Raw genomic sequence first — 20,521 nt, forward strand, 5'->3', positions numbered from 1 at the left:
ATCAGGCTCCTTGGGAGGAAGATACAGGTGTTTCTCCGCCAAGCCGCATGAGGCGGCCGGCGGCAATATAACTATCGACAAGCTGTCGTTCGGCCGCAAATGGGTGCCATTCCCAGCCGGCGTGACCGAAGCCGGCAAGTACCACCTCGGCATCGGCATGTGTATTCAGCACCTCGGCAATGACGATCATGCCACTGCTCGGCACGACATATGACTGCGGATCAAAGGCCGAAAGCGACGCGTCGACGGCATCGTGGATCGACTTGCCGATGACGACGTGCGTCTTGCCGGTGTTGGCGCAGAAGCCGCTGAACTCATCGGTATAGTCGTCGCAGAAATCGTCGAGTTCCGGATGCGAGACGGCAAGCGACGCCCGCATCGCGGCGAATTTTTCCGGGTCGCGCACGCTCCAGATTTCGCCGGCCGACACGACGCCCGGATGGGCGCGCCACTCACGCGAACCGAGCATCGCCTTTGCCGGCCTGCCGGTATTGCAGACCGCAACGGCATCCGTGCGGCTGCCGCCGGCCCCATAGGAGCGGCAATCATTGAAGCGGATGACGAAATCGGCGGCATCGATGATGCCTGCTATCCCCTCTCCGACTTCGCCATTGCCGACGATCATGATCTTCCTTATCACCCTAGTTGCTCATCGTATCTTCGAGCTCTTTCAGCTCTTTGGTGCGTTTGTCCGTAATGTTGGCGAGACATCCGGCGACCAGCATCGGCTCCATCGTGCCGCCGCGGGCCTGAAAGCCGAAGGCGTCACATTCGGCGTCGCGATAGTCGATCCAGGCGCGCTGCGCCTTGACCAGCGCCTGCTCCGCACCCTTCATGTCGCCATCCAGGTCCTTGTCGATCGCTGCCAGCACAGCGCGGGTCTTCTTGTATTGCGCATTCAAAGCCTTGTCGGCGGCCTCATGGCGCCCCGCCTCGCAGGCAGTCATGTCCGATTGCGTCTTGGGACTGTTGCAATCGATATCCTCAGCTAAGGCAGCACCTGCCGTCAGCAGCATCGCCGCCCCGACGAGGCAGATATTCAAGCGCATGCATTCCTCCAGATTATTGTTCTTAAAGCTTGCCCATCACCAGCTGGCGGAAGCCGTAAACCTCGCGCTTGCCGGAAAGCGGGATCAGCGTCACCGAGCGCGTCTGCCCCGGCTCGAAGCGCACCGCCGTCCCCGCCGGGATATCGAGCCGCTTGCCATGCGCCGCCGCGCGATCGAAGGAAAGCCCGGCATTGGTCTCGGCGAAATGATAGTGGCTGCCGACCTGCACCGGCCGATCACCCGTATTGGAAACCTCCAGCGTCACCGTCGACGCGCCGGCATTCAGTTCGATGTCGCCGCTTGCGGCAATGATCTCACCTGGAATCATCTCATCCTCCTTAAGCCGCCTTGGGCGCGCAGCCCTCGGCTTTCAGCACACGCTTCGTCGACGCCGGATTTTTGGCAAGCATCCCCGCCGGCCGAATAGGCCTCGCAACGAGATTGCCGCCGCAGTTCGGGCAGACACCCTCCAGCACGCCGTCCACGCAATCGGCGCAGAAGGTGCATTCATAGGTGCAGATCCTTGCCTCAGTGCTACCAGGCGGCAGATCCTTGTCGCAGCATTCGCAATTGGGCCTGAGCTCAAGCATTCCTATCTCCTCACCGGATCGGCTCGTGCACGGTGACGAGCTTGGTTCCATCAGGAAACGTCGCCTCCACCTGCACGTCGTGGATCATCTCGGCAATGCCCTCCATCACCTGGTCGCGGCCGATCACATGGGCGCCGGCTTCCATCAGCTCGGCAACCGGGCGACCATCGCGGGCGCCTTCGACGACGAAGTCGCTGATCAGCGCGATCGCTTCGGGATAGTTCAGCTTGACGCCGCGCTCCAACCGCCGCCGCGCCACCATCGCCGCCATGGAAATCAACAGCTTGTCTTTTTCTCTCGGAGTGAGGTTCATCGCTTGTCCATCTGCTTGACCGAATGCTTAAGTTCAGAGATTCCAGACTTTCGGCACAGGCGCACCATTGCGCAAGGCGGAAATGACGGGGATCAGGATTTTTCTGAGTGAGAAGCCGTCGGCTGCGGCAAGGCGGACGACGAGTTTGCCATTCCAAGCGCTCGCACCGCCCATCGATCCTTCGACGAGCGGCCGGACTTTGCCAAGATAGGCTTCGGAAAGCGGCCCGGCATAAAGCAGCGTCGCAAAGGCCACCTGTCCCCCGAGTACCGCCTGTCGCGCCGCCAGCGCCGCCACACCTTCGGAAAGTCTGAGTTCTTCGGCGTGGATCAGTTGACCCGAGCGGCGGATGCGCCAGCGGTCGCGGAACAGCCCTGATACCACCGTCTCACCCATCGCCTTGCGGCCGAGTAGCACGGCTTCGACAGCCAGAAATTCGGCATTCTCATCGAGATCGACATCCAACCGGCGCGACAGCGAGGCGCGGTCGAAAAGGATCGTCTCCTGCGGCAGCCAGTCGACGCGGGCGCCGGCGCCGACCTCGATGCTGGTCGAAACCTCTGCCGTGCCGGCCGAAGCCTTGTAGATCTTCTCGCAGGCCTGGGTGGTGACGTCGATGCGCGTACCGGCACCGGCAACAACGCTCCAGGACATGCGGTCACCGCCTGTCAAACCGCCAGCAGTATTGATGATGACGGCTTCCATGGAGGCATCGAAGGTATCGGGCAAGCGGATCTTCGCGGCCCCTTCCTGATAGAGTTCACGGATGCGCGTGCGGCCATCAAACAGCTTTGCCGCCAGATGCCCGCGCCCTTCCGCTCTTTGCGGTCTCGTGCCTGCCGCCGCGATCGTCATATCGTCCCTTTCGGTCGCGCCCCTGGTTTTCATTCAAGCGCGCAGATAGCGGAAAGCAAGCAATTCCTATGCCGCCCCGAGCAGACCCTTGGCGGCGGTGGAAGGTTTTCCAGGCGCCGCGTCCTCTGCTGCAAAATGCGGCATCTGCCGGTCAGACAGTCAGGTGGCGGCGGGCCTCCGGGGTGTCCAGCGTTTCAGCAAGCCCTTCATGGACGATCTCGCCGCGATCCATGATGTAGACATAGTCGGCAAGCTCTCGGCAGAAATCGAGATATTGTTCGACGAGCAGGATCGCCATGCCTGTGGAGTCGCGCAGATAGCGGATCGCCCGGCCGATATCCTTGATGATCGATGGCTGAATGCCCTCAGTCGGCTCGTCGAGCACGAGAATCCTCGGCCGCGTCACCATGGCGCGCCCGATCGCCAATTGCTGCTGCTGCCCGCCGGAAAGATCGCCGCCGCGACGTGACAACATCGACTTCAGCACCGGGAAGAGACTGAAGATGTCATCGGGGATGTTGCGGTCGCGGCGGCCAAGCGGAGCAAAGCCGGTTTCGAGATTTTCCTTGACTGTCAGTAGCGGGAAGATTTCGCGCCCCTGCGGCACATAGCCGATGCCCTGCTTGGCGCGGGCAAAGGGCGGCAGGCCGTTGAGCTTGGTATCGTTGAAGGTGACGGTGCCGGCCGACAGCGGATGCTGGCCGGTAACGGCGCGCAGAAGAGAACTCTTCCCCACGCCGTTACGCCCCAGCACGCAGGTGATCTTGCCCATCTCGGCCTTGATCGAGATGCCTCGCAGCGCCTGAGCGGCGCCGTAGTGGAGGTTTGCGTTTTCGACTGTCAGCATCGGTTTCCCTTTACATTCAAACTGCTGCAGGAGCAGGCCGCTGCCCCTCATCCGGCTGCCGCCACCTTCTCCCCGCTTGCGGGGAGAAGGGAATATGCCGCGACCTGTCCGTCCCTCGTCCACCTCTCGCATGGCACGTCCCCTCGCCCCGTTTACGGGGAGAGGGTTAGGGTGAGGGGCATCCGGCAAACACGACGCTCACCGCCCCAGATAGTTCTCGATCACCTTCGGATCGGAGCTGACGAAATCGATCGACCCTTCGGCCAGCACCGAGCCTTCTGCAAGGCAGGTCACCTTGACGCCGAGGTCTCGGATGAAGCCCATGTCATGTTCGACGACGACGACAGACCGGGTTTTGGCGATATCCTTGAGCAGGATCGCAGTTTCCGCCGTCTCCGCATCGGTCATGCCGGCCACCGGTTCGTCGACGAGCAGGAGCTTCGGCTCCTGCGCCAGCAGCATGCCGATCTCCAGCCATTGCTTCTGCCCGTGCGAGAGATTGGCGGCGAATTCGTCGCGGCGATGCGTCAGCCGCACCGTTTCGAGGATCTCCTCGATGCGCGCCTTGTCCTCGCCCGAAAGCCGGTAGAACAGCGTCGAGAACACGCCGCGACGACGGTTCAGCGCCAGCTCCAGATTGTCCCACACCGTATGGCTTTCGAAGACCGTCGGCTTCTGGAACTTGCGGCCGATGCCGAGCTGGGCGATATCGGCCTCGTCCTTCTTGGTAAGATCGATCGTGCCGTTGAAGAAAACCTCGCCCTCATCGGGCCTGGTCTTGCCGGTGATGATATCCATCATCGTCGTCTTGCCGGCGCCGTTCGGGCCGATGATGGCGCGAAGCTCGCCGGGTTCGATGACGATCGACAGCGAATTCAGCGCCTTGAAGCCATCGAAGGAAACCGAGACACCGTTCAGATAAAGCACGCTGGTGGGTTTGACGTCGGGGATCATGGCGCTCACTCCGCTGCCTGGATTTTCGGCTCGATACCGTCTTCCTCAGCCGCCGGTGGTGCCGCCTTGGAGACGACCTTCCGCTTGCCGAGATATTGCGCAATCGTGCCGACGACACCCTTGGGCAGGAACAGCGTGACGGCAACGAAGAGACCGCCGAGTGCAAACAGCCAGAACTCCGGGAAGAGGCCGGTGAAGATCGTCTTGCCGCCGTTGACGAGGATCGCGCCGATGATCGGGCCGATCAGCGTCGCCCGCCCGCCTACCGCCGTCCAGATGACGACTTCGATCGAATTGGCAGGCGCGAATTCGCCGGGATTGATAATGCCGACCTGCGGCACGTAGAGCGCACCGGCAATACCAGCCATCATCGCCGAGACGACGAAGGTGAAGAGCTTGAAGTGCTCGACGCGGTAACCGAGGAAGCGCGTGCGGCTTTCCGCATCGCGCACGCCGACCAGCACCTTGCCGAACTTCGAGCGCACGATCGCCGAAGCGAGCAGCAGCGATAGAGCAAGGAAGATTGCAGTTGCGGCAAAGAGGACTGCACGCGTGCCGTCAGCCTGGACGTTGAAACCGATAATGTCCTTGAAATCGGTAAGGCCGTTATTGCCGCCGAAGCCCATGTCGTTACGGAAGAAGGCCAACAGCAGCGCGTAGGTCATGGCCTGGGTGATGATCGAGAGATAGACGCCGTTGACGCGTGAGCGGAAGGCAAACCAGCCGAAGACGAAGGCGAGCAGGCCGGGCACGACGAGCACCATCAGCGCCGCAAACCAGAAATGGTTGAAGCCGTACCAGAACCAGGGCAGATCCTTCCAGTTCAGGAACACCATGAAATCGGGCAGAACAGGGTCTCCATAGCTGCCGCGCGTACCGATCTGGCGCATCAGATACATGCCCATCGCATAGCCGCCGAGCGCAAAGAAGGCACCGTGGCCGAGGGAGAGGATGCCGCAGAAGCCCCAGACGAGATCAAGCGCCAGCGCCAGCAGCGCATAGGTCAGATATTTGCCGAACAGCGACATGATATAAGTCGGCACATGCAGCGGATTGGTCGGCCCCGTCATCAGGTTCAGGACCGGCACAAGGACGGCGACCAGAAGCAGGAGGGCGATGGCAATGACGATCTTGCGATCGAGTGATCGGAGAAGGAAGGCCGTTATCATGCTTCCACCGCCCTTCCTTTGAGTGCGAAGAGCCCGCGGGGACGCTTCTGGATGAAGAGAATGATGAGGACGAGCACCAGGATCTTGCCGAGCACGGCACCGGCGAAGGGCTCGAGGAACTTGTTGACGACGCCGAGCGACAGAGCGCCGACCAGCGTACCCCAGAGATTGCCGACACCGCCGAAGACGACGACCATGAAGCTGTCGATGATGTAGGATTGACCGAGGTTCGGCGAGACATTGTCGATCTGGCTGAGCGCCACGCCGGCGATGCCGGCAATGCCCGAGCCGAGCGCGAAGGTGAAGGCATCGACCCAGCCGGTGCGGATGCCCATCGACGACGCCATGCGCCGGTTCTGCGTAACGGCACGCATCTGCAGGCCGAAGGCGGACCGCTTGAGCAGCAGGAGCAGCGCCACAAAGACCACCATCGAAAAGACGATGATCCACAGTCGGTTCCAGGTGATGGAGAGCCCGCCGAGATCGAAGACGCCGGACATCCAGGTCGGATTGCGGACCTCGCGGTTGGTCGGGCCGAAGGTGCTGCGCACCGCCTGCTGCAGGATGAGCGACACGCCCCAGGTGGCGAGCAGCGTTTCGAGCGGCCGGCCGTAGAGATAGCGGATGACGGCGCGCTCGATCACCAGACCGACGAAGCCGGTAAAGACGAAGGCCGCAGGCACGGCAAAGGCCAGCGAATAATCGGCAAGTTCAGGAAAGGCGGAGGTAATGTATTCCTGCACCACATAGGTGGTGTAGGCGCCGATCATCACCATTTCGCCATGCGCCATGTTGATGACGCCCATGACGCCGAAGGTGATGGCAAGGCCGATCGCGGCAAGCAGCAGTACCGAGCCGAGAGACAATCCGTACCAGATGTTCTGGACGATATCCCACAGCGCCAGGCTGCGATTGATGGAGCTGATATCCGCCTGGATCGCCGGCTTCAGGTCGTCGGGCGCGGTTTCGAGTGTGGTCGTGAGGATGGTCAACGCATCGCGATTGCCGCGCGCCGCGATCGTATCGATCGCAGCCTTCTTGTCTTCGACGCTCGCATCCGTCTTGAGCAGCAGCACTGCGCGCGCCGCTTCCATCGTATTCTTGATCTCAGCGTCCTTTTCGGCCGCAAGCGCTGTGTTCAGCAGGTCGAGATTGGCGGGATCGGCATCTTTCAGTAGGCCCTGCGCCGCAGCAAGCCGCGCGGAACGGTCCGGGCTCATCAGCGTCAACTGGCTGGTGGCAGCGCTGATGACGCCGCGAAGCGCGTTGTTGATCTTGACCTTCGTCATCAGATCCGGATCGACATCGGCGGCGGCTTCGCCGGTGATCGGATCGGAATAGGTCGGTTCGTCATCGGTACCGCCCTGGAGGAGAACTGGGCCGCCATCGGAATTGACGTAGAGAAGGCCGTCGCTCAGCTGCTGCAGGATCTGGCTGACATGCTGGTCCTTGGAAGCGACCAGCGCCTTGATGGCCACTTCGCGTTCCGGGAAATCGCCGACACCGAGCGCATCGATGAGCACGTGGATATCGTCCTGGGCCTGGACTTCGCTCGAGATCATCACGCCCGAAAATGTCAGGCTCGAAAATGCCAGGCAAACCGTGATGAGGAAAATCTTTATGGCGCGATACATCGGCTTTCTCGCCCTTGATAGTGTTGGCCTCGCGGCGCAATCGCTGGGACGGAGCTTCCGCCCGGGATCAAACCCGGACGGAAGCCTTCAGGCAATCATCGGATCGAGGTCGTACTCAGGAACCCTTGCCACCGCACTTGCCCGTAGCAACGTTGAAGTTGCCGCAGGACATCGGCTTACGCCAATCAGAGATCAGGTCCTTGGAGTCAGGCAGGTAATCTGACCATTCGTCGCCGACGACGGCAGGTGTCTGCTGGACGATTTCGAACTGGCCGTCGGCCTGGATTTCACCGATCAGCACCGGCTTGGTGATGTGGTGGTTCGGCATGACGGTCGCATAGCCGCCGGAGAGGTTCGGAACGCTGACGCCAATGATGGTGTCGAGAACCTTGTCGGTATCGGTCGTGCCGGCAGCCTGGACGGCCTTAACCCATGCGTTGAAGCCGATATAAGCAGCTTCCATCGGGTCGTTTGTCACGCGCTTATCGTTCTTGGTGAAAGCGTGCCAGTCCTTGATGAACTTCTTGTTGGCCGAGCTTTCGACCGATTCGAAGTAGTTCCAGGCAGCGAGATGGCCGACGAGCGGCTTGGTGTCTAGGCCGGCAAGCTCTTCTTCGCCAACCGAGAAGGCGACGACGGGGATGTCGGTTGCCTTGATGCCCTTGTTGCCCAGTTCCTTGTAGAACGGAACGTTGGCATCGCCGTTGATAGTGGAGACCACAGCGGTCTTCTTGCCAGCCGAACCGAATTCCTTGATCTTGGAAACTTCGGTCTGCCAGTCGGAGAAGCCGAACGGCGTGTAGTTGGTCATGATGTCTTCTTTCGGAATACCCTTCGAAATCAGGTATGCCTCGAGAATCTTGTTGGTCGTGCGCGGATAAACGTAGTCCGTACCTTCGAGAACGAAGCGCTTGACGCCTTCTTTTTCCATCAGGTAGTCGACAGCAGGAATGGCCTGCTGGTTCGGAGCAGCACCAGTGTAGAAGATGTTGCGCGAGGACTCTTCGCCTTCATACTGGACCGGATAGAAGAGGATCGAGTTGGTCTCTTCGAAAACCGGCAGAACGGACTTGCGCGACGAGGACGTCCAGCAACCGAAGACGGCGGCAACCTTGTCCTTCTGGATCAGCTCACGTGCCTTTTCGGCAAACAGCGGCCAGTCGGAAGCCGGATCGACGACGACAGCCTCGAGCTTCTTGCCGAGAAGGCCGCCCTTCTTGTTCTGCTCGTCGATGAGCATCAGCATGGCGTCCTTGAGCGTGGTCTCGGAGATGGCCATGGTGCCGGAGAGCGAGTGCAGAATGCCGACCTTGATCGTGTCATCGGCGGCAACTGCACCGCCGAAGGCGGCCGACGCCGCCATGACGGCGCCGAGCGCTGCGCCCGTAATAGTGGATTTGAGATTCATCTGGTTGAACTCCCCTCTTCTTGTTCCGCAACAGACCGGAAACGGAGATTAACTGTTGCTTAAAGAACTATCGGGTGCTGCAGCGCGAAAACACATACGTCGATTGACGTAGGCGCGGGGGGCAAACAGGCAGCAGGCCGGAAGAGAGGTGGCATCCCCCACCGCGGGAGATGCCCTGTCGATTCTTTCGGAGGAATTATCCGTCGATCGTCAAGGTAACTGATGTCGGGCCGTAGGAGAGGCTCGCCTTGTGGCCGGAGACGGTGACCTTGCCGAAAGTGCCGGTCACGGCACTCGCCTTCAGGATTTCGATCTTGGTTCCGGGCGTCGGGACATAGCCATCGACAAGCGTCACGTCGAGGTCGCCGGCCAGCGCCGCCTTGCCCTCGACGACCAGCGTGCCTCCGCCGTTCGCGCCGAGCGCCGGCTTCGTCGTGGCATTGGCGAGCTGCTGATAATCGCCGCTCACGGTCAACGGCTTGCCGGCCGCCAGAACGAGCGAACCACCGTTAACCGTCAGCCCGCCACGACCGAAGGCCGACGGCGACAGGGCCACCAGCGCGCCCTCTTCCAGCATGGTGCCGCCGGTATAGCTGTTGGCGCCCGACAGCCCGAGGATGCCTTTGCCGCGCTTCACCAGCCCGCCCTTGCCGGTGATGTCGTTCCGCCAGGTATCGATCGAATTGAAACCGCCCTTTGCCGCGTCCATCGTCACGGTGACGTCCTGTTCGAACGCACCGTAACCGTCGGCGGCGGCAAACAGGTTGAGACGGCCGAAACCTTCCGCGTCGTCGAGGAGCGGGTAGCCGGAGGCAATCTCCGTCGTCTTCAGCACGTCGCGGCGTTGCTCGCCGTCCAGATAGGGCAGACGCGTTTCGAGAAGCGCTTCGGCGCCCTGCGGCACGCGCGCCGGCTGATCGGTCGCATGGATCGTCGGCAGGCCGTAGCTCAGGCGCTGCAGCACGTAAGCGCGATTGGCGTCATGATCAGCGAAGCGATCTGTAGCCAGCGGTGCCGCATGGGCGGCAACCTCGAGCGCGCCCGCATCCGCAACGCCTGATTTGGCGACAAGCCATGCCTGCGCTTGGGCGTAAGCATCGCTCTTCAGCGCCGCATTGTCGGCCTTGTTCAGATTGTAGACGACCGTAGCGGTGCCGAGCATCCGGCCGCCCATCACGTCGAGAGGAGAATGCATGCCGGCGAGGATGCGGTCTTCGCCGAGTTCGCTGGCGCGCGTGATCATTTCCTGAAAGCGCTGCGGTACGAGATAGGCCATGGCGAGCGCATCCCGCCAGGCTTCCGCCGTATGCCCGCTCGGGAAACCGCCGTCCTCGACCGGCTTGCCGCTCTTGGCGGGTTCCAGCGTCGGAACGACCGACACGTCTTGGCTCCAGCGGTAGGGACGGCCATATTTGAAATAGCGCTTGGCAGGCTCCGTCGAGCCGTCACCGCTTGCGGCGTTGATGAAGTCGATTGCAAGGCCCATGTCGGGGTTGGCATCGGTCTTGTTTTCCGCGTCCGGCTTGCTGCCGGCGCCGCGATTGTTGCCCTTGTCGTCATATTTGATCGTCGTCGCGTCGGCCGCCACCGCGGTGATCGTGGTGGTCTGCTTCGAGCCGGCCTTCCAGGCATCGGTCAGCGGACCGAGGCCATCGACGATGCTGGCATTCTTGCCGCGCCGATCGTCGAGATAGGCAGCCACCGCCTGATCGGCCGTCCGCGCCCGCGTCGCATTGACGACATAGGCAATGTTGGCGTCATGGACGGCCTGGTTGACGATATGGCCGTCCGTCTTGCTGGCGGGAATACCATCCCAATCCGTCTTGGCGACCGCCGGGCAATTGTCCTTGGCCGGGGCTTCGACACCCGCATCGACAAAAGGCGTGCGCGGGGTCCAGATTTCGAGGAAGCCGGAGAGGAGATGAACGGCGGCGTTGGTGTCCGCCGTCGAGAAGCAGGCGTCACCACGCTTGTTGGTATTTCCGGCCTGCGCATAAGGCGCTTTCGCCGCCGTGGCCTGCTCGGCGCTGGCAAGCGATGGCACGATGGAAAGAAGGCAGACGAGGGCGGTGCTCAGGCGGCAAAGGCTTAAAACAGACATGGTGATACCCGAAATGGTTGAACGAACGCCGGGAGAGTTAGAGCTCTCATGCGACAGATCAATTGCAAAAATATTGCCATTCTATGAACCAGCCGGTGCTCGCCTCTTGCCTTTCCAATCCATCCCGCCAAAACTGCCGGAGAGACGATGACCCCAACCGGAATGCCGGAAAGGAAGACATGGCAGCGCGCCAACGCATCATTCCGGTAAGACGCGAATATAATCGCTGGGTCGCCAACCAGACGCTGGAAGATTACGCGCTGCGCTTTACCGCAAAGAGCGCCCGCCATTTCTCGTCGCAGCGCATCTCGCAGACGGCGATCGGCGCGATCTCCTTCCTGGCGCTGGAGGCGATCGGCGGTGCGATCACCCTCTCCTACGGCACCACCAACGCCTTTTACGCCATCATCGTCGCCTCGATCGCCATGCTGGCGATTGGCCTGCCGATCAGCCGCTACGCTATCCGCCACGGCGTCGACATCGATCTTCTGACGCGCGGCGCGGGCTTCGGCTATATCGGCTCGACCATCACTTCGCTGATCTATGCAAGCTTCACCTTCATGCTGTTTGCGATCGAGGCTTCGATCATGTCCGGGGCGTTGGAGCTCACCCTCGGCATCCCGCTCTGGATCGGCTACATCATCAGCGCCGTCATGGTGATCCCGCTGGTGACGCACGGCGTGCGGCTGATCAGCAAGTTCCAGCTGATGACCCAGCCCTTCTGGATCGTGCTGAATATCCTTCCCTTCATCTTCATCGCCCTGTTGGACTGGGAAAAATTCGATCTCTGGCGCGCCTTCGCCGGCATCCGCCATGCCTCCGGCCCGCCCGGCACCATCGCCGAATTCGATCTGGTGGAGTTCGGCGCTGCCTCCGCCGTCATCCTGGCGCTGATGTCGCAGATCGGCGAACAGGCCGACTTCCTGCGCTTCCTGCCGCCGGACCCGCAGCGCAAGTGGCGCCACCGCCTGGCGATCTTTCTCGCCGGGCCCGGCTGGGTCATCATCGGCGCGCCGAAGTTGCTTGCTGGTTCATTTCTGGTCGTACTGACCTTCACCTCGGGCGTCCCCCTCGATCGCGCCGCCGACCCGGCGCAGATGTATCTGACCGCCTTCGGCTACATGGTCCCCTGGCATAATGGCGCACTGCTGTTGATGGCCGCCTTCGTCGTCGTCTCGCAGCTGAAGATCAATGTGATGAACGCCTATGCCGGTTCGCTCGCCTGGTCGAACTTCTTCTCGCGGCTGACCCACAGCCATCCCGGCCGCGTCATCTGGCTGGTCTTCAACGTCGCAATCGCCCTGCTTTTGATGGAACTCGGCATCTACCGGCTGCTGGAGGAGACGCTCGGCATCTTCTCGATCATCGCCATGGCCTGGCTCTGCACGATCTCTGCCGATCTCTTCATCAACAAGCCGCTGGGGCTGGCTCCTCCCGGCATCGAGTTCAAGCGTGCCCACCTCTACGACATCAACCCGGTCGGCCTCGGCGCCATGACGCTGTCGGCGACAGTGTCGCTGATTGCCCATTTCGGCGCCTTCGGGGAGATCGCCGCCTCGCTCGCGCCCTATATTACCCTTGTCATCGCGCTGGTCACCTCGCCTGTCATCGCCTGGGCGACGAAAGGCAAGTTCTATCTCGCCCGCAAGCCGCGCCAGAGCTGGAAAAACCTGACGAACATCACCTGCTCGGTCTGCGAGCATCCCTTCGAGCCGGAGGACATGGCCTGGTGCCCGGCCTATGCCGCGCCGATCTGCTCGCTCTGCTGCTCGCTCGACAGCCGCTGCCACGATATGTGCAAGCCGGCCGCCCGTTTCAACGCACAGGTCGGCACCGTCGCCAAGGCGCTGCTGCCGGAAGCCATTCTGGGGAAGCTGACGACGCGCCTTGGCCGCTACGGCATCGCCGTCGTTTTGGCATTGACCGCTATCGGCGCGATCCTGGCGATGATTGCCCATCAGGTCGCCTCCGCCTCGCCCGAGACGGGTGAGGTCGTCAATCGCACCATCCTCATCGTCTTCTTCGTCTTCTCGGTGATCTCAGGCGTCGTCTGCTGGTTCTATGTGCTCGCCCATGACAGCCGCGTCGTTGCCGAGGAGGAATCCTCACGCCAGAACACGCTGCTGCTCAAGGAAATCGCCGCCCACAAGAAGACCGACGCCGCCTTGCAGAACGCCAAGGAAACCGCCGAGGCCGCCAACCGCGCCAAGAGCCGCTATGTCGTCGGGCTCAGCCATGAATTACGCACGCCGCTGAACGCGGTGCTCGGCTACGCCCAGATCCTCGAACGCGACGAGACCATCCCGGCGCCGCGCCAATCCTCGATCAAGGTCATCCGCCGCAGCGCCGAACACCTCTCCGGGCTGATCGACGGCCTGCTCGATATTTCCAAGATCGAGGCCGGCCGCCTGCAGGTCTATTCCAACGAGATCAACATCCAGGATTTCCTCGACCAGATCGTCGATATGTTCCGCCCGCAGGCGCAGGCAAAAGGGCTTGCCTTCATCCATGAGCGCGCGCCGGCCTTGCCGCAATTCGTCCGCACCGACGAAAAGCGCCTGCGCCAGATCCTGGTCAACCTGCTCTCCAATGCCATAAAGTTCACTGACGAGGGCAGCGTCACCTTCGACGTCGGCTATCGCAGCCAGGTCGCGACCTTCACCGTTGCCGATACCGGCCGCGGCATCACCGAGAAAGACCTGCCCCGTATCTACGAACCCTTCCAGCGCGGCGAGGCCGAAAGCGTGCGGCCAATGCCGGGGCTCGGCCTCGGCCTCACCATTACCCGGCTTTTGACCAATACGCTTGGAGGCGAGATTTCGGTTTCGAGCATAAAGGACGAAGGCTCGACCTTCCGCGTCCGGCTGATGCTGTCCGCCGTCATGCGTGCCGTGGCCGCCGCGCCACAGGAGAAGCGCGTTGTCGGTTATGACGGCCCGCGCCGCACGATCGTCGTCGTCGACGATAACGAGGACCACCGCGAGATGATGCGCGAGATCCTGGCGCCGCTCGATTTCATCGTGCTGACGGCGGCAGGCGGCGGCGAATGCCTGACGCTGATCGAGGGCATCATGCCGGACCTTTTCCTCGTCGATATTCTGATGCCCGGCATGAACGGCTGGCAGCTCGTCTCGCGTCTGCGTGAGGCCGGCCAGATGGCGCCGGTGCTGATGCTGTCGGCCAATATCGGTGATGCGGCCGTTCTTAGCGACAGTGACGACAGCCACAATGATGCGATCGGCAAGCCGGTCGACATCCGCCAGTTGCGCGACAAGCTCGCCCTGCATCTTGGCCTGACATGGATCTATGCCGATGCCACGCCAGCCGTTCCTGTCGAGATCGAAGCGCCGATGCTGAGCCCAGGTGCTGCCCATGTGCAGGAATTGCTGCGGCTCGGCGAGATCGGCTATATCAGAGGCATCGAAGCCAAGCTTTCGGACCTTGCCAAGGTGGAGGCAAATCAGCCATTCACGGGGGAACTTCGCGCCTATGTCGCCGCCTTCGATCTCGCCGGCTTCATGACCTTCCTGCACGACTTCGACGAAAAGGTGGAATCCATTGGCTGAGCCGGCCCTTCCCCGCGACATCGTTCTGCTGGTCGACGACTCCGCCGAAGCACTCGGCTTCATGACCGACGCGCTCGAACAATCCGGCTTCTCCGTGCTGATCGCCACATCGGGCGCGGCGGCACTTGGTATCGTCGAGCGCATCACGCCCGATCTCATCCTGCTCGACGCTGTCATGCCCAGCATGGACGGCTTCGAGACCTGCCGCCGGCTGAAGGCGAATGCCGCGGTGGCGCAGGTGCCTGTCATCTTCATGACCGGTCTGACCGAGACGGAGCATGTCGTGCACGCGCTGGAATCCGGCGGCGTCGATTATCTCAGCAAGCCGATCAACATCGACGAACTGCGCGCCCGCATCCGTGTTCATCTGCGCAATGCCCGCTCGGCCCAGAGCGCCCGCGTGGCGCTCGACGCAGCCGGCCGCCATCTGTTGGCAGTCAAGGGCGACGGCGCCATCCACTGGTCAACGCCGCAAGCGACACGGCTGGTCAATGCCGCCATGGGCAGCGACGATGGCATGGAAATCGTCGTCCGGCATATCGCCGGCTGGATGCGTGACCGCGTCGCCGCGGTGCGCGACGGCATCATCTCGATCGCCCATGCCGGCCAGGCAGCGCTTCAGCTCGCCTTCCTCGGCGCAATCGGCCCTGACGAATATCTCTTCCGCCTCACCGCCGCCAATCAGCGCAGCGACGACGAGGTGCTGCGCCAGCGCTTCTCGCTCACCCAGCGCGAATCCGAAGTGCTGCTCTGGATCGCCAAAGGCAAGGCCAACCGCGACATCGGCGAAATATTGGGACTGTCGGCGCGGACGGTGAACAAACACCTCGAACAGATTTACGTGAAGCTCGGCGTCGAGAACCGCGCCTCGGCCGCCGTGAAAGCCACGCACGTGCTGTACGAGATGTAAGAGGGTGATGGAGGCTAAGCATGTCGCGCAAAAGGGTGCAGGGGTTTTGCGCTAACGACATGCGCAAAAACAAAGATCTAAAGCGCGACGAGCGAATCTGAAAGATCGCTATGCGCTTTGGTCGCTAAACCAGCCGATGCGGCACATCGCTGCCCTCGAAAAACGCCGTCACGTTCTCGACCACCTTCATGCCCATGGCCATCCGCATCTGTTCCGTGGCGGGTCTCCATCTGCCCCGGCGCCTCAGCTTCCGCGTCGTAGACGTCAAGCCCCGCTCCACGGATCGTGCTGTTTTCCGGTGCCGAAATCGGCCGCCGTCAACAACCCCTCCACCGAAGCGAACTGCCGGGCACCGTAACGCGCCGTCTTCCTGGGGACGATCGATGAGCGATTGCGGCACTATAGCCAGGCCGGAATTGAAACACTCGCCAAAAGAAAGAAGCCCGGTCGGAACCGGGCTTCGATAATCATCTCCCATAAAGGGAAGCGAGGCTTACATGCCCTGCGGGAAGTAGCTGTACTTGCCGTCCGGACCCTTCTTCCATTCGTACATGATGTAGCCAGGAATCTTCGGGTCGCCCTTCTCGTCGAACGAAATGTCGCCGAGAACGGTCGGGAACGGTCCCTTTTCCTTCATGGCCTTGGCAACGGCCTCAGGATCCAGCGAACCGGCAGCCTTGGCGGCCCCGGCGATCGTCTGCATCGCAGCGTAGGAATAGAGCGTGTAGGCTTCCGGATTGAAACCAGCGGCCTTGAACTTTTCGACGAGTTCCTTGTTTGCAGGGTTCGCCGTCGGATCGGGACCGAAGGTGTTCAGCGTACCGGCGACGGCGTCGCCAGCGATCGAGGCCAGTTCGTTCGAAACGATACCGTCGCCCGAAACCAGCGTCGCCTTCAGGCCCTGGTCGGCCGCCTGGCGGATGATGAGACCGGCTTCGGTGTGCAGACCACCCCAATAGATGATCGAGACGCCGGCTTCCTTCATCTTGGCGATAAGGGCCGAGAAGTCCTTGTCGCCGACGTTGATGCCTTCGTAGATGACTTCCGTGACGCCGGCGGCATTCATTGCCTTCTTGGTTTCGTCGGCAAGGCCCTGACCGTAGGGGGTCTTGTCGTGAACGACAGCAATCTTGGCGTCCTTGAAGTGATCGGCAAGATATTTGCCGGCGATGGCACCCTGCTGGTCGTCACGGCCGCAGGTGCGGAACGTGTTCCAGAGGCCCCGTTCCGTGAAGGTCGGGTTCGTCGCGGCCGGGGTGATTTCGAGGATGCCGTTTTCGGCATAGACTTCCGAAGCCGGGATCGAAACGCCGGAGTTGAAGTGGCCGATGACGAACTTGACGCCGTCAGCAGCGAACTTGTTGGCGACCGAAATGCCCTGCTTCGGGTCGGAGACGTCGTCGCCGAGCTCGATCTTGATCTGCTCGCCGTTGATGCCGCCAGCCGCGTTGATGTCGGCGGCTGCCTGTTCAGCACCCTTCTGGAGCTGAGCACCGAACGCGGCGTTCGGGCCAGTCAGCGGACCAGCGACAGCGATGAGAACGTCGGCCCACGCGTTGCCGCTGAAGGCGACCATCGCCGTCAGAGCCACTGCCGACAGAAGAGACTTCTTCATATTATTACTCCCAATTTTTGGGCGGGTTCCGGTCCAAGGCCCAGCGCACTACCCACCATTGACTGCGCCAGGAAAGCTGTTCCACTCGGAAGGCAATTCATGCCTAGTTTCAACGGACTGTCAATGTTTGTCCTTCCACGAAAACGCGGAAGTTTTTTCGTACAGCCAGTAATAGTTGTTAACCATCTGATTGGTGCGGCGGTAGCGGAAGCCGGCCGTCGAGAACACCAGCAGCGTCACGAAGTCGAGGATATAGTAGAAGGCGTTCAGCATCGGCCCATTGAACAGGGCATGATGCAGGAACTGCATCGCCCAGGCGAGCAGAAATGTATAGACGATGACCAGCGGATAATCGCTCCAGCCCTCGGCAACCGCTTTGCCGGCGCGCCACGCCGTCCAGAAGCCTAAGAGCAAGACGATGACACGGATCGCCACAAGGGGGCCGGCATCCGCTTCGAAGAAAAGTCCCTGCATGTCAAACTCTCCTTTCGACCTAGTGTCTTCCGCCTTCGAGATAGGCGGCGCGGACCTCGGGATTGGCAAGAAGCTCCTTGCCGGAGCCGCTCATCGTCACCTTGCCGTTCACCATCACGTAGGCGCGGTGAGAAAGCCTGAGCGCGGCGAACGCGTTCTGCTCGACGAGGAAAACGGTCAGCCCCTCCGCCTCGTTGAGCTTCCTGATCGCCTCGAAGATGCCCTTGACGATCAGCGGCGCAAGACCGAGCGAGGGTTCGTCCAGAAGCAGCAGCTTCGGGCGCGCCATCAGCGCGCGGCCGATCGACAGCATCTGCTGCTCGCCGCCCGAAAGTGTTCCACCCCGCTGGGCGTGACGTTCCTTGAGGCGCGGGAAGAGCGTGAAGATCTTCTCGACGTCTTCGGCGAAGTGTTTCAGATTATCGAGGCCAGCGCCCATCTGAAGATTTTCCAGAACTGTCATGCGCGGGAAGATGCGGCGGCCTTCCGGCGACTGTGCAATGCGCAGACGGGCGATTTCATGCGTCGGCATGCGGGTGATGTCGCGGCCCTCAAAGACCACCGAACCGGTGCGCGCCTGCGGGCTGCCGCAGATCGTCATCATCAGTGTCGACTTGCCAGCGCCGTTGGCGCCGATCAGGCTGACGATCTCGCCCTTGTTGACGTGGACATCGACGCCGGCCAACGCCCGGATATTGCCGTAATAGGTTTCGACGCCATTCACCTGAAGGAGCGGTTGACCCGTCATTGCTTCATCGCCCATCAGTTTGCGCCTCCTTCGAGCTGCTCGACGGCTGCGATCACCTCTTCCACTTCTTCATCCTCGACACCGAGATAGGCCGCGATGACCCGCGGATCGTTCTTCACGTGATCCGGTGTGCCATCGGAAATCTTCTGACCATATTCGAGGACAACGACGTGGTCGGAGATTTCCATGACCACAGACATGTCGTGCTCGATCAGCAGGATCGACGTTCCGGTTTCGGCGCGAATGCTCTTCAGCAGCGCGTTGAGTGTTGCCGATTCCCGTGGGTTGAGGCCGGCAGCCGGTTCATCCAGGCAAAGCAGCTCCGGGCCGGTGCACATGGCGCGGGCGATTTCGAGACGCCGCTGGGCGCCGTAGGGCAGATCGCCGGCGGGGTCGTCGGCGCGGTCGATCAGGTCGGCCTTCTCAAGCCAGAAACGAGCAAGCTCGATTGCCTCGGCGGCTTCCCGCCTATAGGGGCCGACACCGATAAGGCCGAGGATCGTATAACCGGATGCCTTCATCAGCTTGTTGTGCTGGGCAACCAGCAGGTTTTCGAGAACGGTCAGGCCGGAGAACAGCCGGATGTTCTGGAAGGTACGCGCAACCTTGGCTTCCCTGGTGATGCGAAAGTCCGGCAGGCGCTCCAGCAGGTATTGCTTGCCGCTCTTCTGGTTGAACGTGATCATGCCCATCGTCGGCTTGTAGAAGCCGGTGATGCAGTTGAAGACGGTCGTCTTGCCGGCGCCGTTCGGCCCGATCAGCGCGGTGATATCGCCACGCTTGGCTTCGAAGGAGAAGTCGTTGATGGCCATCAGGCCGCCGAACTTCATCGACAGGTGTTCGACCTTGAGAAGAGTGTCGTCAGACATCGTATTCGTCGTTACGGGGCTCATCAACCATGGCCCTCCTTGATGAAGCTTCCGGATATCGCCTTGCGCTCTCTGAGGAAGGCTGTCGGCTCACGCGAGCCGACGAAGCCGCGCGGCTTGAACAGCATGACGACAACCATGGCGAGGCCGAAGATCAACATGCGGTAGAGTTCCGGCGTAAAATCTGGTCCGAAGATGAGCTTTAGGAAGCTCATCTCGCGCAGCAACTCGGTGCCGCCGACCATGACGATGGCGGCGATTGCGATGCCGGTCAACGACCCCATGCCGCCAAGGACAACAATGGCGAGAATGACGGCCGATTCCAGGAAGACGAAGGATTCCGGCGAGACGAAGCCCTGGCGGGCAGCGAAGAACGAGCCAGCGAAACCGGCAAACATCGCGCCTGTCGCAAAGGCGGTGAGCTTGGTCGTCACCGTATTGATGCCGAGCGAACGGCAGGCGATCTCATCTTCGCGCAAAGCTTCCCAGGCGCGTCCGATCGGCATGCGCCGCAGCCGGATGGTGACATAGGCCGTCAGCATGCAGAGCGCCAGGATCAAATAGAACAGGAAGATCTTGTAATAGGCCGAGGAGATCGGCAGGTGAAAGAGCTTGGCAAACCCGCCGGCCGTCGCATCGAAGGGAATGCCGAAGAGTGTTGCCTTCGGGATGCTCGAGATACCGAAGGTGCCCTTCGTCACTTCAGTCCAGTTGATGAGGACGAGACGAATGATTTCACCGAAGGCAAGCGTCACGATGGCAAGGTAATCGCCGCGCAGGCGCAGCACCGGGAAGCCGAGAATGACGCCCCAGAGTGCCGCGAAGACGCCCGAAAGCGGCAGCAGCACCCAGAAGGACAGGCCGAAATAGCTCGAAAGCAGCGCGTAGGAGTAAGCACCGACGGCATAGAAGGCGACATAGCCGAGGTCCAGCAGGCCGGCGAGGCCGACGACGATGTTCAGCCCCCAGGCGAGCATCACATAGATCAGGATCTGGATGCCGAAGTTGTCGACATATGTCAGCGAGCCCTGAGGGCCTTTGATCGCCACCACCACCATGGGATAAAGCAGCAGCGCGATCAGCGCGATCTTCAGGAAATGCCGGTGGAAGAAGCTCTTCTCTGTCGAGAGGTCGAGCTCGCCCTCGCGCGCCTTGCTGAGCTTGCGGCGGTCGATATTCGGCCTGATGAAAACGACCATGGCGAAGCGGCCGATGGCGGCGACCGCGACGAAGATCGCAAGCAGGCCCCAGCGCTGGACAATGATCAACTCGTTGCTGATGTTCTGATCGGTCTTGAGGCCGACATAGAGAACGAACATGCCGAACGACAGGACGGCGGCGAAAAGAGCTTCGGTAAGGCCTTTGCGGACAAGTCCGGCATCGGGCTTGCCTGCAGAATTTTCGATGTTTGCCATGACG

Annotated in this window: 19 protein-coding genes; 2 read left to right on the forward strand and 17 right to left on the reverse strand. The window is 61.5% G+C overall.

Annotation, left to right across the window (positions count from 1 at the left end; translation table 11 throughout):
* Position 1 precedes the first annotated feature (1 nt).
* The 12 genes from A6U98_RS20050 to A6U98_RS20105 form a co-directional block, all read right to left on the reverse strand.
* Positions 2-625 carry a hypothetical protein gene (locus A6U98_RS20050; protein WP_064652151.1) on the reverse strand — a complete coding sequence of 208 codons (624 nt, stop codon included), beginning with the start codon at positions 623-625 and terminating at the stop codon, positions 2-4.
* Between the two features lie 16 nt (positions 626-641).
* Complete coding sequence (locus A6U98_RS20055; RefSeq protein ID WP_064652152.1) at positions 642-1,049, reverse strand: lysozyme inhibitor LprI family protein; 408 nt, start codon at positions 1,047-1,049, stop codon at positions 642-644.
* Between the two features lie 22 nt (positions 1,050-1,071).
* On the reverse strand, positions 1,072-1,377 hold the full coding sequence (locus A6U98_RS20060) for an urease subunit beta (RefSeq protein WP_064652153.1): 306 nt from the start codon (positions 1,375-1,377) through the stop codon (positions 1,072-1,074).
* 10 nt (positions 1,378-1,387) lie between these two features.
* A complete protein-coding gene (locus A6U98_RS20065; RefSeq protein ID WP_064652154.1) occupies positions 1,388-1,639 on the reverse strand; it encodes a DUF1272 domain-containing protein in 252 nt (83 codons plus the stop codon).
* A 10-nt stretch (positions 1,640-1,649) separates the two neighbouring features.
* Positions 1,650-1,952, reverse strand: coding sequence for an urease subunit gamma (locus A6U98_RS20070; protein ID WP_003561955.1), 303 nt, complete (start codon positions 1,950-1,952; stop codon positions 1,650-1,652).
* A 33-nt stretch (positions 1,953-1,985) separates the two neighbouring features.
* Positions 1,986-2,807, reverse strand: a complete 822-nt coding sequence (locus A6U98_RS20075) for an urease accessory protein UreD (RefSeq protein ID WP_064652297.1) — start codon at positions 2,805-2,807, stop codon at positions 1,986-1,988.
* Between the two features lie 151 nt (positions 2,808-2,958).
* Complete coding sequence (gene urtE, locus A6U98_RS20080; RefSeq protein ID WP_003542323.1) at positions 2,959-3,654, reverse strand: urea ABC transporter ATP-binding subunit UrtE; 696 nt, start codon at positions 3,652-3,654, stop codon at positions 2,959-2,961.
* Positions 3,655-3,852: 198 nt separating this feature from the next.
* A complete protein-coding gene (gene urtD / locus A6U98_RS20085; protein WP_026158829.1) occupies positions 3,853-4,608 on the reverse strand; it encodes an urea ABC transporter ATP-binding protein UrtD in 756 nt (251 codons plus the stop codon).
* 5 nt (positions 4,609-4,613) lie between these two features.
* Positions 4,614-5,777 carry an urea ABC transporter permease subunit UrtC gene (urtC, locus tag A6U98_RS20090; protein WP_064652155.1) on the reverse strand — a complete coding sequence of 388 codons (1,164 nt, stop codon included), beginning with the start codon at positions 5,775-5,777 and terminating at the stop codon, positions 4,614-4,616.
* Positions 5,774-7,411: an urea ABC transporter permease subunit UrtB gene (gene urtB, locus A6U98_RS20095; protein WP_064652156.1), complete on the reverse strand. Its 1,638-nt coding sequence runs from the start codon at positions 7,409-7,411 to the stop codon at positions 5,774-5,776. The genes urtC and urtB overlap by 4 nt, the downstream gene beginning before the upstream one ends.
* Before the next feature lie 115 nt (positions 7,412-7,526).
* Positions 7,527-8,819: an urea ABC transporter substrate-binding protein gene (urtA, locus tag A6U98_RS20100; RefSeq protein ID WP_064652157.1), complete on the reverse strand. Its 1,293-nt coding sequence runs from the start codon at positions 8,817-8,819 to the stop codon at positions 7,527-7,529.
* Between the two features lie 196 nt (positions 8,820-9,015).
* On the reverse strand, positions 9,016-10,920 hold the full coding sequence (locus tag A6U98_RS20105; protein ID WP_064652158.1) for a phosphatase PAP2 family protein: 1,905 nt from the start codon (positions 10,918-10,920) through the stop codon (positions 9,016-9,018).
* 179 nt (positions 10,921-11,099) lie between these two features.
* Here A6U98_RS20105 and A6U98_RS20110 point away from each other — a divergent pair, with 179 nt between their 5' ends.
* Together A6U98_RS20110 and A6U98_RS20115 are read left to right on the forward strand one after the other, a co-directional pair.
* Positions 11,100-14,486 carry an ATP-binding protein gene (locus A6U98_RS20110; RefSeq protein ID WP_064652159.1) on the forward strand — a complete coding sequence of 1,129 codons (3,387 nt, stop codon included), beginning with the start codon at positions 11,100-11,102 and terminating at the stop codon, positions 14,484-14,486.
* Positions 14,479-15,396: a DNA-binding response regulator gene (locus tag A6U98_RS20115; RefSeq protein ID WP_064652160.1), complete on the forward strand. Its 918-nt coding sequence runs from the start codon at positions 14,479-14,481 to the stop codon at positions 15,394-15,396. Before A6U98_RS20110 ends, A6U98_RS20115 begins: the two co-directional genes overlap by 8 nt.
* A 493-nt stretch (positions 15,397-15,889) precedes the next feature.
* Here the strand turns inward: A6U98_RS20115 and A6U98_RS20120 are convergent, their stop codons facing one another.
* The 5 genes from A6U98_RS20120 to livM all read right to left on the reverse strand — a co-directional run bounded on the left by A6U98_RS20120 (position 15,890) and on the right by livM (position 20,517).
* On the reverse strand, positions 15,890-17,011 hold the full coding sequence (locus A6U98_RS20120; RefSeq protein ID WP_003542332.1) for a branched-chain amino acid ABC transporter substrate-binding protein: 1,122 nt from the start codon (positions 17,009-17,011) through the stop codon (positions 15,890-15,892).
* A gap of 120 nt (positions 17,012-17,131) precedes the next feature.
* Positions 17,132-17,485: a DUF6867 family protein gene (locus A6U98_RS20125; protein ID WP_017961754.1), complete on the reverse strand. Its 354-nt coding sequence runs from the start codon at positions 17,483-17,485 to the stop codon at positions 17,132-17,134.
* Positions 17,486-17,504: 19 nt separating this feature from the next.
* The gene (locus tag A6U98_RS20130) at positions 17,505-18,248 is read right to left on the reverse strand and encodes an ABC transporter ATP-binding protein (protein WP_184500905.1); all 744 of its coding nucleotides are present in this window, start codon (positions 18,246-18,248) and stop codon (positions 17,505-17,507) included.
* Positions 18,248-19,126: an ABC transporter ATP-binding protein gene (locus tag A6U98_RS20135; protein WP_003542337.1), complete on the reverse strand. Its 879-nt coding sequence runs from the start codon at positions 19,124-19,126 to the stop codon at positions 18,248-18,250. Before A6U98_RS20135 ends, A6U98_RS20130 begins: the two co-directional genes overlap by 1 nt.
* Positions 19,126-20,517, reverse strand: coding sequence for a high-affinity branched-chain amino acid ABC transporter permease LivM (livM, locus tag A6U98_RS20140; protein WP_064652161.1), 1,392 nt, complete (start codon positions 20,515-20,517; stop codon positions 19,126-19,128). Before livM ends, A6U98_RS20135 begins: the two co-directional genes overlap by 1 nt.
* Between the last annotated feature and the right edge of the window lie 4 nt (positions 20,518-20,521).

This window comes from Rhizobium sp. WYCCWR10014 (assembly GCF_001657485.1).
Classification (GTDB): Bacteria; Pseudomonadota; Alphaproteobacteria; order Rhizobiales; family Rhizobiaceae; genus Rhizobium.